Raw genomic sequence first — 13,550 nt, 5'->3', positions numbered from 1 at the left:
GCACCGGATCGCGGCGGTGCGCTGATGCGGGCGCTGGTGCAGACGGTGAGCCGGGCGAGTGTCACCGTGGACGGCGAGGTGGTCGGGGAGATCGCCGACGGCCTGCTGGTGCTGCTCGGCGTCACCCACGCCGACACGCCGCAGGTGGCGCAGACCATGGCGCGCAAGCTCCACGAGCTGCGCATCCTGGACGACGACCGCAGCGCGGCGGACACCGGCGCCCCGCTGCTGGTGGTCAGCCAGTTCACCCTCTACGGCGACGCCCGCAAGGGCCGCCGTCCCTCCTGGACGGCCGCCGCCCCGGCCGAACAGGCGGAACCCCTGGTGTCGGCGATGGTGGAGGCGCTGCGCGCCCGCGGCGCCAAGGTGGAGACCGGCCGCTTCCGCACCCACATGCTCGTGGAGAGCGTCAACACCGGCCCCCGCACCCTCCTCCTGGACCTCTAACCCCCACCCCCACCCCACCCCCTTGTTGATCAAGGAGTTTGCGTCTCCCCGAGCCGAATTCTGACCCAAACTCCTTGATCAACGCCGGCAGGCGTTCCGCGCGAGGGGTGGATTGCTGTCGGGTCTCCGATCGCCTCACTCCCGTTTCACGCCCCGGTTGGAAAGCTGTTCCCATCGGCGCCACTGGGGCCGGTACGCGACAGCGAGAAGCGGACACGGGGAGAGACAGAGATGGCCCTGCAGATGAGCGAGCACCAGACCCGCCCGGCCACCACCACGACCGAGGCCGACCCCGGCGTCCTGGCCGACCTGGACGCCACCGACGAGCGCGGGATCTCCACCGACCTGGTCCGGGCGTACCTCAACGGGATCGGCCGGACGAAGCTGCTCACCGCGGCGCAGGAGGTGGATCTCGCGAAGCGGATCGAGGCCGGCCTGTTCGCCGAGGAGAAGCTCTCCACCTGCACTCCCGTCTCCGCCGAGCTGCGCGCCGACCTGGAGCTGATCGTCACCCAGGGCCACGCCGCCAAGGACCACCTGCTGGAGGCGAACCTGCGGCTGGTGGTCAGCATCGCCAAGCGCTACACCGGGCGCGGGATGGCCTTCCTCGACCTGATCCAGGAGGGCAACCTGGGGCTGATCCGGGCGGTGGAGAAGTTCGACTACGCCAAGGGTTACAAGTTCTCCACGTACGCCACCTGGTGGATTCGGCAGGCGATCACCCGGGCGATGGCCGACCAGGCCCGCACCATCCGCATCCCGGTGCACATGGTGGAGCAGGTCAACCGGATGGTCCGGGTGCGCCGGGAGCTGTCGGTCAGCCTGGGCCGGGAGCCCACCGTGGCCGAGGTGGCCCGGGCGCTGGAGATCCCGGAGTTCCAGGTGATCGAGCTGATCTCGTACGACCGGGAGCCGGTCAGCCTGGACCAGGCCGTCGGCGAGGACGGCGAGAGCGCGCTGGGCGACTTCGTCGCCGCGGTCGACCCGGCCGCGCAGCCGGGTGACGCCGCGTCCACCGGGGAGCTGCGCAACGAGGTACGGATCGTGCTGTCCACCCTCTCCCAGCGGGAGCAGGCGGTGATCCGGCTGCGGTTCGGCCTGGACGACGGCCGGCAGCGCACCCTGGACGAGGTGGGCAAGGAGTTCGGGCTGTCCCGGGAGCGGATCCGGCAGATCGAGAAGGTGACCCTGCTGAAGCTGCGCGCCCCGGAGCGGGCGCAGCGACTGGAGGCGTACGCCTGCTGACGGTGGACGGTACGCGGTGGGCTCCGGCGGTTCGCCGGGGCCCACCGCGTGTTCGGCACCGGAACCGTCGTACCGGTCGGGCAGGGTGGGCGGCATGAACTGGACGCTGGAAGTGGTGGTGGTGCCGGTCTCCGACGTGGACCGGGCCAAGGAGTTCTACGCCGAGCGGCTCGGCTTCACCGTCGACCACGACGTCAGGATGGGCGACGGGGTCGGCCTCGCCGATGGCGCCCGGATCGTGCAGCTCACCCCGCCGGGCTCCGGCTGCTCGGTGGTGATCGGCCGGGGCGCCGTGCCGCAGATGCCGCCCGGCTCGCTCAGGGGGCTGCAGCTGGTGGTGCCCGACCTGGAGCGGGCGCGGGCCGAGCTGGTCGAGCGGGGCGTCGAGGTGAGCGAGATCCAGGTGATCGGGCAGAATCCCGGCCCGGTTCCGCACCCGCTGGACAACGTCGGCTTCGTCTACTTCACCGACCCGGACGGCAACGCATGGTCGATCCAGCAGATCTCCGCGCGCGGCTGAGCCCGGCGGAATTCGCCAAGGGCATTGTCCCGGCGAGCGCGGGCCTTCAGGATGTAAGCATGACCACACCCGAGACGACCTCGCCCGGCGGAGCGCTGCCCGAACGCGGCGGCGTGCGGCCGGCCGCGTACATGGACTGCGTCGGGGTGCTCGTCGCGCTCGCCGTGATGTCTGTGCTGGCCCTGCTGACCGTCGCCCTGCGCTGACCGTCGCCATAGGCTGGTCGCGGCCGTAGGCTGACCGCCGCCGGGCGGACCGGTGCGCCCGCCCTACAGGCGGCGTGGTCCGGTGTCCGGGCGGGCGGCGACCGCGCCGACCCCGACCGTGGCGTGCAGCACCGAGATGCCGTCCGGCCGCGCCAGCACCGGATTGAGGCTGAGCGAGCGCACCCGGGGGTGCTCGTCGGCGAGCCGGCCGACCCGCAGCAGCAGGTCCACCAGGGCCATGCGGTCCACCGGCGCCGCGCCCCGGTGCCCGCGCAGCAGCGGCGCCGCGCGCGGCTCGTCGACCAGCTCGGCGGCGTCCCGGTCGGTCAGCGGCACGGCCCGCCAGGCCCGGTCGCCGAGCAGCTCGGTGGCCACCCCACCCAGCCCGAAGCCGACCACCGGCCCGAACGCCGGATCCTCCATCAGCTCCACCACGCAGGCCACCCCGGCCGGCACCATCGGCTGAACCAGCACGTCCGCGCCGAACAGCGGCGTCATCTCCGCGTACGCCCGGCGCAGCGCGGCCGGGTCGGCCAGGTCGAGGCGGACCGCGCCGAGGTCGAGGCGGTGCCGCAGGCCGGGGGCGGCCGCCTTGAGCGCCACCGGCCAGCCCAGCCGCTCGGCGGCGGCGACCGCCTCGTCCACGGTGACCGCCGGCGCGGACTCCACCACGTCGATCCCGTACGCCCGCAGCAGCGCCGCCGGATCGGCGGCGTCCACCCGCGACGCCGCCGGGTCCACGGCGGGCAGGTCGGGCAGCGTACCGGGGTCGCGGCGCAACCAGCCGGCGTACCCGGTGACCCGGGCCAGCGCCCGCACGGCCTCCTCCACGCTCGGGTACGCCGGCACCCCGGCCGGCACCCGGCCGGTGAGGATGGTCGCCACGGTGGGCTTGCCGGTGGCCAGCGCGGCACCGACGTCCAGCTCCTCGACGGTGAGCTGACCGGGCAGCGGCGGGGCGAAGACCGCGACCAGCGCGTCCACCCGCTCGTCGGCGGCGGCCCCGGCCAGCGCGGCGGCGAACTCGGCGGCGCCTGCCTGGGGACCCACGTCGCGCGGGTACCCGTCCGCCACGGTCAACCCCCGCGCGGCGCAGGCGGTGGCGGCGAGCCCGGTCAACGCCGACGAGTTGCCCACCACGGCGATCCGGGGGCCGGCCGGCAGCGGCTGGTTGGCCAACAGCACACCGACGTCCAGCAGCTCCGCCACGGTGTCCACCCGGATCACCCCGGACTGGGCGAACAGGGCGCTGACCGCGGCGGTGTCCAGCGCCGGCCCGGCACCGGTCGGGCGGGCCAGCGAGGCCAACGCGACCACCGGCTTGTGCCGGCCGATCCGGCGGGCCAGCCGGGCGAACTTGCGCGGGTTCCCGAAGGTCTCCAGGTAGAGCAGGATCGCGTCGGTGCCCGGGTCGTCCTGCCAGTACTGCAGCAGGTCGTTGCCGGAGACGTCGGCCCGGTTGCCGGCGGAGACGAAGCTGGACAGGCCCAGCCCGCGCCGGGACGCCTCGGCCAGCAGCGCCACCCCGAACACCCCGGACTGGCTGAACAGGCCCACCCGCCCGGGGGCCGGCAGCGTCGGGGCGAGGGTGGCGTTGAGGCGTACCGCCGGGTCGGTGTTCGCCACCCCGAGACAGTTCGGGCCGACGACCCGCATGCCCGCGGCGTGCGCGGCCCGGACCAGCGCCCGCTGGGCCGCGGCGCCGTCCGGGCCGGCCTCGGCGAAGCCCGCGGAGATCACCACCAGGCCGTGCGCGCCGGCCGCGGCCGCGTCGGCCACCACCCCGGGCGCCGCGTCGGGCGCCACCGCGACGACCGCCAGGTCGATCGGGTGCCCGGCGTCCACCGCCGAGGGGTACGCGGGCAGCCCGGCCACGGTCGCCGCGCTCGGGTGCACCGGGACGACCGGGCCGGGGTAACCACCGTCGCGCAGGTGCCCGAGGACCGCCGCGCCGACGCCCTGCCCGGTGGCGCTGGCGCCGTAGACCGCGACCCCGCGCGGGGCGAGCAGCCGGGCGATCGACCGCGCCTCGGTGCGGTGCTCCCGGCCGCGCTGCACCTCCAGGGTCGCCTCGGTCGGGGCGATCGGGAAGCTCAGGTGCACCACGCCGTCGGCGAACTGTCGCTGCACCTGGTAACCGAAGTCGGAGAAGACCCGCAGCATCGCCCCGTTGGCCGGGAGCACCTCGGCGACGAAGTGCACCACGCCGTAGCGACGGGCCGCGTCGGCGAGGTGTTCCAGCAGCACCGAGCCGATCCCCCGGCCCTGGTAGTCGTCCTCCACCACGAACGCCACCTCGGCCTCCGGCGAGTCCGGGCCGAGCCGCTCGTACCGGCCGACCGCGACGATCCGGGCGCCGGCGAGCACCACGAACGCCTCCCGGTCGCGGTGGTCGACGTTCACGAACCGCTGGAGGTCCCGCTCCGGGATCCGCGGGTACGGCGAGAAGTAGCGCAGGTAGCGGGTGCGCTCGGAGAACCGCGAGTGCATCGCCACGATCTCCGGCGCGTCCTGCGGCCGGATCGGTCGCAGTTGGACGGTGCTGCCGTCGCTGAGCAGCACGTCCACCGGCTGGTCGACGGTGGTCACCGGCTCAGTCGCGCGGGTCGTGCGGGTCGAGCCCGTGCAGCGGGAAGACCGCCTTGCGCACGGCGGTCACCGCCCGGTCCACCGCGTTCGGCTCGCCGGTCGGCTGCCACGGCTGGTACGCCGGGTCGACGTCGTCGGTCATCCGCAGGGGCACGTCCCGCCCGGGGGCCCGCCGCTGCGCCAGCGCCCGCCAGGCCGGCGGGATGAGGGTGGCCGGGTCGAGCGGGTCGCCGGTGGCGATCGCCAGCAGGTGCGTCCAGGCCCGGGGCACCACCTCGACCAGCGCGTACCCGCCGCCACCGGTGGCCACCCAGCGGCCGTCGCACAGCTCGTCGGCGAGCGCCCGCAGCGCCAGGTAGGTGGCGCGCTGCCCGTCGACGGACAGGTGCAGGTCGGCCAGCGGGTCGATCCGGTGCCCGTCCGCGCCGCACTGGGTGACCAGCAGCTGCGGCCGGAACGCGCGCAGCACCGACGGCACGACCGCGTGGAAGGCCCGCTGCCAGCCGGCGTCCCCGGTGCCCGGGGGCAGCGGCACGTTGACCGCGCTGCCCTCGGCGCCCGGGCCACCGGTCTCGTCCGGGAAGCCGGTGCCGGGGAAGAGCGCCAGCGGGGTCTCGTGCAGGCTGACCGTGAGCACCCGCGGGTCGTGGTAGAAGGCCTCCTGCACGCCGTCGCCGTGGTGCACGTCGACGTCGACGTACGCGATCCGCTCGGCGCCCAGGTCGAGCAGGCGGGCGATGGCCACCGCCGGGTCGTTGTAGACGCAGAACCCGGCGGCCCGGTCCGGCATGGCGTGGTGCAGGCCACCGGAGACGTTGACCGCGCGCCGGGCGTCGCCCCGCCAGACCGCCTCGGCGGCGGCCACGGTCGCGCCGACGATCAAGGCGCTGGACTCGTGCATTCCGTCGAAGACCGGATTGTCCGAGGTGCCCAGCCCGTACCCGGCGAACAGCGGGTCGCGCGGCGCGGCGCGGACCGCGTCCAGGTAGTCGGGCCGGTGCACCAGCGTGAGCAGCGCGTCGTCGGCCGGCTCCGGCTTGACCAGCCGCACCCCGGGCCGGTCGAGCACGCCCAGCTCGCGGGCGAGCGCGACGGTCAGCTCGACCCGCACCGGGTCGAGCGGATGTTCCCCCATGTCGTAGGCGAGCAGGGATTCGTCCCAGATCACCACCGTGTCGTCCGACATGACGACATCGTCGCACGCGGGCCGCCGGCCGCCCCTCACGCGCGCGGCTCAGCGCGGCGGTTCCTCACCGGTGGCCACCGGCCGGGCCGGGTCGGCCACCCACTCGCTCCACGACCCGACGTACAGCGCGGCGTCCGGCCGGCCGGCCAGGTGCAGCGCCAGCACGGCCTGCGCGGCGGTCACCCCCGACCCGCAGTACGCCCCGACCGGCCCGTCGGTCACCCCGGCCGCGGCGAACCGTTCCCGCAGCTCGTCTGCGGCCGGGAACCGCCCCTGCGCGACGTACTCGGGGGCGGGCAGGTTCACCGCGCCGGGGACGTGCCCGGCCACCGGGTCGACCGGCTCGGTCTCGCCCCGGTAGCGGGGCGCGGCCCGCACGTCGAGCAGCACGCCCTCGTTGGCGGCGGCCAGTCGGGCCGCTGCGGCCGCGTCCAGCACCGGCAGCGCGCCGGGGCGGACGGTCACGTCGCCGGGCGCCGGGCTCGGCACCTCGGTCGAGGTGGGCAGGCCGGCGGCGGTCCAGGCCGGCCAGCCGCCGGCCAGCAGGCGCACCGGGCGGTGGCCGGCCCAGCGCAGCGTCCACCAGGCCCGGGCGGCGGACATGCCGTCGCCGCCGTCGTACACCACCACGGGGTGACCGGCCCGGACGCCGGCCGCCCGCAGCGCGGCCTGCAGCGCGCCCGGGTCGGGCAGCGGGTGCCGCCCGGCGGGGCCGGGCGGGCCGCAGAGCGCGGTGTCCAGGTCGACGAAGACCGCCCCGGGCAGGTGACCGGCCGCGTAGTCGTCCCGGCCGGGCGGCCCGGCCAGCCGCCAGCGCACGTCGAGCAGGGTGGGCGGGTCGGCGCGGCGCAGCTCGCCGGCGAGCGCCGCGGGCTCGACCAGCAGCTCATCGGTTCCGGACATGCGCTCCAGTGAACACCATTCCGGCACTCACCTCGCGGTTCGCCGGCGGGGGCCGTCGGGCGCCCGGGGTAGCATCGACCACCGGGAGGCCGCTGACGTGAAGCATGACCTGGTCGACACGACCGAGATGTACCTGCGCACCATCCTCGAGCTTGAGGAGGAGGGGGTGCCACCGCTGCGCGCCCGGATCGCCGAGCGGCTGCGGCAGAGCGGGCCCACCGTCAGCCAGACCGTCGCCCGGATGGAGCGCGACGGCCTGCTCACCGTCGAGGGCGACCGGCACCTGGCGCTGACCGCGGCCGGGCGCAGCAGCGCCGTCTCCGTGATGCGCAAGCACCGGCTGGCCGAGCTGCTGCTGGTCAACGTGATCGGGATGCCCTACGAGGAGGCCCACGAGGAGGCCTGCCGGTGGGAGCACGTGATGAGCGACGCGGTGGAGAAGCGGGTGTACGACCTGCTCAACCGGCCCAGCCGCTCGCCGTACGGCAACCCGATCCCGGGGCTGGAGGAGCTGGGCTCGCCGGGCCCGGAGGCCGACCCGATCGAGGGTGAGCGCAACCTGGCCTTCCCCGGCCTCACCGGGCAGGTCGTGGTCCGGCGGATCTGCGAGAGCGTGCAGACCGACGCGGACGTGCTCCGCCAGCTGCACGCCGCCGGGGTCGACCCGGGCGCCACGGTGACCGTGGCGCAGGAGCGCGACGGGGTGTTCATCGACCGCTCGGGTGAGCGGGTGCGGCTGCCCCGCGAGGTCGCCTCCCGGGTCTTCGTCGCCGCCCACTGAGCCGCCGGCCAGTGAGCCGGTAGCCGGGTCAACCGGCCGCCGGGCGGGTCATCTCGCGTCCATGTCCAGCGTGCGGGCCAGGGTGATCAACCGGCCGGCCTGGGCGTCCGCCGCCGCGCGTGCCGCCCCCGGACGACCTGTCCAGCGCAGCACGCCCAGCCGTTCCTCCTGGGCCAGCCAGCCCACCTCGGCCACCGGGCCGTGCTTCGTGGTGCCGGCGGTGACCCGGCGGTAGCCGGCCCGGCCCAGCTTCGGCACGGCGACCGACCCGTCGGGTCGGACGTCCGCGGTGAAGCCGGCCGCGTCGATCGGGGTGTCGGTGACGGTCAGGCTCAGCTCCGGCCAGGAGGCGGTCGCCGTCCGCACCACGCAGGTGTGGGTGTCGTCCTGGTCGCTGGCGGCCGCCACGTCGAACCGGTCGCCGGTGTGCTTGGCGATGGTCGCGAAGTCCAGCAGTCGGCAGGCGCCGCCGGACGACGCCGCCGCCACCTCCACCGTCACCGGCGCCGGCTCGGGCAGCGCGACCGCGGGGGCGTCCTGGGCGGCGCAGGCCGTGGTCAGCAGCACGACGGCGGCGGGAAGGCAGATCGGGGCGCGCACGTGGGAACCTCCGCGATCGTCGGCGGAGGGCCCGCCGGATGTCCGTCGGACACCGTACGGGCTCGCCCCGTCGGGCGGAACCCCCGGGTCGGCCGGTCAGCCCGCCGGCAGGTCGCGCATCCTCCGCAGTGGAGACGCCACCACGAACAGCGCCGCGCTCCACGTCCCCAGGGCGCACACCATCAGCGCCGGCCGCAGCCCGTACCAGCTGCCGAGCGCCCCGCCGAAGAGCGCGCCGAGCGGGATCACCCCGAAGCAGACCCAGAGGAACGCGGCGGTCACCCGACCGAGCAGGTCCGCGGGCGTGATCCGCTGCCGGTACGAGACCAGGGCCACGTTGTAGAGCATCACGTTCGCGGAGAAGGCGGCCAGGCCGACCACGTAGAGCGACAGGCCCCAGCCGGGGCGGGCCAGCGGCAGCAGCAGGTAGAGCGGGCCCGGGGCGGCCATCGCCACCCAGATCACCCGGGCCGAGCCGAGCCACCGGGTCAGTCGGCCGGCCAGCGCGCCGGTCGCCAGGCCACCCACCGCGCCGAGCGAGAAGACCAGCCCGACCGTGGCCGGGGCGGCGTGCAGCTCCCGGACCAGGAACGTCACCTCCAGCGACTGAATCGCCACCGCGAAGAAGTTCGTGGTGGCGGTGCAGGCGAGCAGGCGTACCAGGATCGGCTGGCGGCGGATGAAGCCGAAGCCCTCCACCAGGGCGCCGCGCGCGGACACCGGGGCGGCGGCCGGCCGGGGCGAGCGCCGCGGCGGCCGGATCAGCAGCAGGGTGACCGCGCTGGCCGCGAAGGCCAGGGTGGTGCCGAGGAAGGTCCGCGCCGCGCCGACCAGCCCGGTCAGCGCGCCGCCCAGGGTCGGCCCGACCAGCTGCGCGGCGTGTTCGCTGACGGTGAGCCGGGCGTTGCCCTCGACCAGCCGGTCGGCCGACACCAGCGTGGGCAGGGTGGTCTTGTACGCCACGGTGAACAGCACGGTCAGCACGCCGGAGAGGCCGACCACCAGGTACAGGACAGTGAGGGTGAGGTGGCCGAGCAGCGCGGCCAGCGGCAGGCAGAGCAGCAACCCGGCCCGGCCCAGGTCGCAGCCGATCATCAGCCGACGCCGGTCGACCCGGTCGGCCAGCAGACCGGCCGGCAGCGAGAAGAGCAGGTACGGCAGCCAGGCCAGCGTGCTGAGCAGCGAGATCTGGAACACGCTGGCCCGCAGGGTGTCGGCGGCCAGCAGCGGCACCGCCACGCCGGAGATCCGGGTGCCCACCTCGCTCACCGTCTGACCGCCCCAGAGCAGGGCGAAGTTCCGGTCCCGCCACAGCGGGCGCGCGGTCGCGCTCTGCGCGGGCTCCAGCCGGGTCGTCATCGGCGGAACGCTAGGCGGTCGACGGCGCGGGGGCGACCCGGTTTCAGTCGTCGACGTACGGGCAGTGCCGGCAGCCGCGCCCGCAGCAGGTGCCCCGGCGTAACAGGAACCCGGCGCTGAGCACGAACAGCCCGGTGGCCGGGTCGAGGTAGCCGGCCTCCCCGGCGGCAAGCGCGGCGGCGTGCGCGGCGAGGATCCGGGCCCGGTCGGGATGGCCGGCGGGCAGCCGGGACGGGTGCGGCTCGGTCAACGGCCGGTCCGCCGGCGGACGTCGCTCCTCACTCACCGCGGCAACTCTACGGAGGCGGGGGCGGCCCGCGTCGCCGCGTGCCCGGGTGTGGTGATCCGGGCCACCGGGTAGGAACGACGCGCGTCGACGCCACGGGGGGGGCAGTGATGAGTGACCGGACGAGCACCTACACCTACCATCCGGCTTTGGCGGTGTACGGGCTGATCCTGGTGTTCCCCATCGTCTTCTCCGTCATCGCGGTCATGGTCGACCAGGACGTGCCCTGGTGGGTGCGGCTGGTGGCGGTCGTGGTCGGGACGCCGGCGGTGTGAGCCTGGGGGATGTTCCGTCTGGTGTACCGGTTGCAGCTGACCGACACCCACCTGCGGCTGCGCGCTCCCCTCTGGACGACCCGGGTGCCGCTGGCCGAGCTGACCGAGATCAGCACCGCCGCCAGCGGCCGGAACATGGCGAGGATCCGGTACGGCACCGGCCGCACCCGTACGCTGCTGGCCGGTCCCGGCCTGGTGAACTTCCTGGAACGGGTTGGCCAGGCCGCACCGGACGCCCGGATCGAGATCTCCGGGATGACCCGCCACAAGGAGCGGATCAGCCGGCTCTTCTCCCGCGACGCCGACCCCGACCCGCAGCGGTGATCAGCCGAACCAGGTGATCGCCTGGCCGTGCCCCCGGGCCCAGGCCACCGGGCGGCCGTCCAGGGCGAGCACGTTGTGGTGCGCCCCGTCGGGCGGCGCCGGCAGATCGTCGTACGGCAGCACCTCGGGCGCCTCGTTCGCCACCCAGTGCCCCGGCAGCGTACGGACCAGGTCGGCGAACGCCGTCCGCCGCGGCGGCGGCACGAGGTAGAGCACCGAGGTGTGGAACACCACCAGGGTGGCGTCGGCCGGGGCCCGGGCGGCCAGCGCGGGCAGGTCGTCCACCAGGTCACCGCGGACCAGCAGCGGAGGTTCGGCCGCCGCGACCGTCGCGGCGGCCCGCAGCCGCTCCCGCCGGTGCCCGTGCTCCGGCCAGATCAGCGCGTCCAGCCAGGCCAGGTCGGCCGGGTCGGTGACGTCGAGCGGGTTCAGGTCCAGGCCGGCCCGCCAGACCACCTCCGGCAACCGGTCCGGCGGGGCGGCACCGGTGAGCGCGCAGTCCAGCACCGGGGCGCCGGCGCCGATCAGGTGGTCGCCGTATCGATAGGCGTACCGGTCGGGATAGAGGCAGAGGCCGGCGGACGCGCCGACCTCCAGCAGGGCCAGCGGTTGCGGCAACGACGCCAGCACCGGCAGCAGTACGGCGCACCGTCCGGCCTCGTTGGTCTGGGTGGCCCGGGAGCGGATCTCCGGCTCGATCGCCGGCCAGTTCGCCACGGTGTAGTCGTGGAACGCGGTCGGGTCGTCGACCGGGCCGCCGAGCAGCCGCACCACGGCGAAGAGCAGGTTCGGTTGGCGCTTGGCCGGCGGCAGCCCGTCGAGCAGGTCGAGCAGCTTGCAGTCCCGGGACACCGCGAGGGCGAGCCGCTCGTACGTCGGCGACACGCCGCGCGCTTCCCGATCGGCGAACCGGACGTAGGTTTCCGCCGTCGTCATGCGGCAAGCATTCCATTCGGGCGGGCCGCTCGGTGCCCCGCCGGTTGACGGGTGCGGCTACGAGCCGAGGTAGCGCAGGATCGCCAGGACCCGCCGGCTGTAGCCGGTCACGTGGGACACGCCGAGCTTGTCGAAGATGGCGTTGATGTGCTTCTCGACCGCACTCTGCGACACGTGCAGGCGCTCGGCGACGGCGGCGTTGGTGTACCCCTGCGCCATCTGCTGCAACACGTCGCGTTCGCGTGGGGTGAGGCGGTTGAGCGGGTCGGTGTGGCTGGTGGCGGAGACGAGCTGCCGGACGACCTCGGGGTCGAGCGCCGTGGCGCCGGCGGCGACCCGGTCGAGGGCGTCGAGGAAGTCCTCGACCTGGGCGACGCGGTCCTTCAGGAGGTAGCCGACCCCTTCGGACCGGTCGGCGAGGAGCCTGGCGGCGTACCGCTTCTCGACGTACTGGGACAGCACGAGCACCGCGACGTCGGGCCAGCGGCGGCGGACCTCCAGCGCGGCCCGCAGCCCGTCGTCGCTGTTGGTTGGCGGCATGCGTACGTCGGTGACGACGATGTCGGGGCGGTGCTCCGCGACGGCGGTGACGAGCCGGTCCGCGTCCGCGACGGCGGCGACCACTTGGTGCCCCTCGTCGGCGAGGAGCCGGGCCAGCCCCTCGCGCAGCAGGGTGGAGTCTTCGGCGAGGACTACGCGCACGGCACCCCCACCCGGATGGTCGTCGGGCCGCCGGCCGGGCTGTGCACGTCGAACCGGCCGTCCATGGCCGAGACCCGCCGGGCGAGCCCCTGCAGGCCGCTGCCGTACGGGTCGGCGCCGCCGACGCCGTCGTCACGCACGCGCATCTCGATCTCGGTGTCCCGGGATGAGATCTCGATGGTGACCAGGGTCGCTCGGGCGTGTTTGGCGGCGTTGGTGACGGCTTCGCACGCGACGAAGTACAGCACGGTCTCGACCGGACGGGCCGGCCGGACCGGGACGTCGTAACTGATCCTGACCGGCGTCGCGGACCGTCGGGCCACCATGGTCAGCACCTCGTCCAACGTGGTGTGGTCGAGCGCCGCTGGGTAGACCTGCCAGGCCACCTCCCGCAGCTCCTCGACGGCGCGCTGGGCGTCCTCGTGGGCCTGGGCCAGAAGGGCGCGCGTCCGGTCCGGGTCGCCGCTACGCCGCGCCCGCCCGAGCAGCATGCCGAGCGCGACGAGGCGTTGCTGCAGCCCGTCGTGCAGGTCGCGTTCGATGCGCTGGCGCTCGGCATCGACGGCGGCGATGACGCCGGCCCGGCTCACCGCCAGTTCGGTGATCCGCTGGTGCAGCGCCTCCCGACTGCTGGATTCCAGCAGGCCGCGCGCCAGCCGCCGGTCCAGCGCGGCGACGCTGACCATCGCCTGCAGGTTCACCGTCAGCAGGGCCGCCCCGACGAGCCCCTGCAGCAGCAGGTCGGCCACGGTCAGGGTGCCCGCCGCGAACGAGCGCAGCACGATGGCGGCGAGCACGGCACCGACCACGAGCAGACCGCCGGTCACAGCGCCGAGCACCGCCGGCACCAGTCGGGCGGCGAGGTAGCCGAGCACCCGCGGTCCGCTCGCCCGGACCGGAGGCGGGGTCGGCTCCGAGGCGATCACGGCGAGCCGCCGTCGCTCGCCCTCGGCGAGGGACCGGGCGTACCCGATCATGGCCGCACCTACGCGGCGGCGGACCGCCGGCGCCGGCGAGACCGCCAGTACGACGAGCCCGGCGAGGAGCAGGAACAGCGACTCGACCGCGGCGGTGAGGACGCCGAGCACCACGCCCGCGAGCGGTCGGACCCGGCGGACCGTGGCACCGATCCAAGGCCGCCAGCCATACGCCGCGCGCTCCGCCACCGCCCCGCCCCTCACGTTCGTGCCA

Annotated in this window: 16 protein-coding genes; 7 read left to right on the top strand and 9 right to left on the bottom strand. The window is 75.0% G+C overall.

Going from position 1 to position 13,550, the window contains the following annotated elements:
* The first annotated feature begins 24 nt into the window (after positions 1 to 24).
* The 4 genes from dtd to ACFY3U_RS00140 all read left to right on the top strand — a co-directional run bounded on the left by dtd (position 25) and on the right by ACFY3U_RS00140 (position 2,418).
* On the top strand, positions 25 to 447 hold the full coding sequence (gene dtd / locus ACFY3U_RS00155) for a D-aminoacyl-tRNA deacylase (RefSeq protein WP_387192342.1): 423 nt from the start codon (positions 25 to 27) through the stop codon (positions 445 to 447).
* Between the two features lie 231 nt (positions 448 to 678).
* Positions 679 to 1,692, top strand: a complete 1,014-nt coding sequence (gene sigB / locus ACFY3U_RS00150) for an RNA polymerase sigma factor SigB (RefSeq protein ID WP_387192339.1) — start codon at positions 679 to 681, stop codon at positions 1,690 to 1,692.
* Positions 1,693 to 1,786: 94 nt separating this feature from the next.
* Positions 1,787 to 2,212: a VOC family protein gene (locus tag ACFY3U_RS00145; protein WP_387192337.1), complete on the top strand. Its 426-nt coding sequence runs from the start codon at positions 1,787 to 1,789 to the stop codon at positions 2,210 to 2,212.
* A gap of 59 nt (positions 2,213 to 2,271) precedes the next feature.
* On the top strand, positions 2,272 to 2,418 hold the full coding sequence (locus ACFY3U_RS00140) for a hypothetical protein (protein WP_387192334.1): 147 nt from the start codon (positions 2,272 to 2,274) through the stop codon (positions 2,416 to 2,418).
* A 63-nt stretch (positions 2,419 to 2,481) separates the two neighbouring features.
* On the opposite strand, the gene ACFY3U_RS00135 is transcribed toward ACFY3U_RS00140, so the two are convergent.
* Genes ACFY3U_RS00135 through ACFY3U_RS00125 form a run of 3 tightly spaced genes read right to left on the bottom strand, consistent with a single transcriptional unit; the run spans position 2,482 to position 7,096 of the window.
* Complete coding sequence (locus ACFY3U_RS00135; RefSeq protein ID WP_387192331.1) at positions 2,482 to 5,007, bottom strand: GNAT family N-acetyltransferase; 2,526 nt, start codon at positions 5,005 to 5,007, stop codon at positions 2,482 to 2,484.
* A gap of 4 nt (positions 5,008 to 5,011) precedes the next feature.
* A complete protein-coding gene (locus tag ACFY3U_RS00130; RefSeq protein WP_387192328.1) occupies positions 5,012 to 6,193 on the bottom strand; it encodes an acetoin utilization protein AcuC in 1,182 nt (393 codons plus the stop codon).
* Between the two features lie 48 nt (positions 6,194 to 6,241).
* Positions 6,242 to 7,096 carry a sulfurtransferase gene (locus ACFY3U_RS00125; RefSeq protein WP_387192325.1) on the bottom strand — a complete coding sequence of 285 codons (855 nt, stop codon included), beginning with the start codon at positions 7,094 to 7,096 and terminating at the stop codon, positions 6,242 to 6,244.
* 97 nt (positions 7,097 to 7,193) lie between these two features.
* Here ACFY3U_RS00125 and ACFY3U_RS00120 point away from each other — a divergent pair, with 97 nt between their 5' ends.
* Positions 7,194 to 7,877 (top strand): metal-dependent transcriptional regulator, encoded by a 684-nt coding sequence (locus ACFY3U_RS00120; RefSeq protein ID WP_387192322.1) that lies wholly within the window; start codon positions 7,194 to 7,196, stop codon positions 7,875 to 7,877.
* 48 nt (positions 7,878 to 7,925) lie between these two features.
* Here ACFY3U_RS00120 and ACFY3U_RS00115 read toward each other — a convergent pair whose 3' ends face one another.
* The 3 genes from ACFY3U_RS00115 to ACFY3U_RS00105 form a co-directional block, all read right to left on the bottom strand.
* Positions 7,926 to 8,477 (bottom strand): hypothetical protein, encoded by a 552-nt coding sequence (locus ACFY3U_RS00115; protein ID WP_387192320.1) that lies wholly within the window; start codon positions 8,475 to 8,477, stop codon positions 7,926 to 7,928.
* 96 nt (positions 8,478 to 8,573) lie between these two features.
* Positions 8,574 to 9,836, bottom strand: coding sequence for an MFS transporter (locus ACFY3U_RS00110; RefSeq protein ID WP_387192318.1), 1,263 nt, complete (start codon positions 9,834 to 9,836; stop codon positions 8,574 to 8,576).
* A gap of 43 nt (positions 9,837 to 9,879) precedes the next feature.
* The gene (locus ACFY3U_RS00105; protein ID WP_387192315.1) at positions 9,880 to 10,122 is read right to left on the bottom strand and encodes a DUF5522 domain-containing protein; all 243 of its coding nucleotides are present in this window, start codon (positions 10,120 to 10,122) and stop codon (positions 9,880 to 9,882) included.
* A gap of 110 nt (positions 10,123 to 10,232) precedes the next feature.
* On the opposite strand from ACFY3U_RS00105, the gene ACFY3U_RS00100 reads away from it, so the two are divergent.
* Together ACFY3U_RS00100 and ACFY3U_RS00095 are read left to right on the top strand one after the other, a co-directional pair.
* The gene (locus tag ACFY3U_RS00100; protein WP_387192312.1) at positions 10,233 to 10,397 is read left to right on the top strand and encodes a hypothetical protein; all 165 of its coding nucleotides are present in this window, start codon (positions 10,233 to 10,235) and stop codon (positions 10,395 to 10,397) included.
* Between the two features lie 9 nt (positions 10,398 to 10,406).
* The gene (locus ACFY3U_RS00095; RefSeq protein ID WP_387192310.1) at positions 10,407 to 10,721 is read left to right on the top strand and encodes a hypothetical protein; all 315 of its coding nucleotides are present in this window, start codon (positions 10,407 to 10,409) and stop codon (positions 10,719 to 10,721) included.
* Here the strand turns inward: ACFY3U_RS00095 and ACFY3U_RS00090 are convergent, their stop codons facing one another.
* From ACFY3U_RS00090 to ACFY3U_RS00080, 3 genes are read right to left on the bottom strand one after another with little or no spacing between them, the layout of a single operon-like run.
* Positions 10,722 to 11,657, bottom strand: a complete 936-nt coding sequence (locus ACFY3U_RS00090) for a DUF2332 domain-containing protein (protein ID WP_387192308.1) — start codon at positions 11,655 to 11,657, stop codon at positions 10,722 to 10,724.
* Between the two features lie 57 nt (positions 11,658 to 11,714).
* Positions 11,715 to 12,359 carry a response regulator gene (locus ACFY3U_RS00085; RefSeq protein ID WP_387192306.1) on the bottom strand — a complete coding sequence of 215 codons (645 nt, stop codon included), beginning with the start codon at positions 12,357 to 12,359 and terminating at the stop codon, positions 11,715 to 11,717.
* Positions 12,350 to 13,525 carry a sensor histidine kinase gene (locus ACFY3U_RS00080; protein WP_387192303.1) on the bottom strand — a complete coding sequence of 392 codons (1,176 nt, stop codon included), beginning with the start codon at positions 13,523 to 13,525 and terminating at the stop codon, positions 12,350 to 12,352. The genes ACFY3U_RS00085 and ACFY3U_RS00080 overlap by 10 nt, the downstream gene beginning before the upstream one ends.
* Positions 13,526 to 13,550 lie beyond the last annotated feature (25 nt).

Source organism: Micromonospora sp. NPDC000089 (assembly GCF_042899365.1).
GTDB lineage: Bacteria > Actinomycetota > Actinomycetes > Mycobacteriales > Micromonosporaceae > Micromonospora.
The sequence above is the reverse complement of the archived record's forward strand: the minus strand, read 5'-3'. Positions and strand labels throughout refer to the sequence as shown.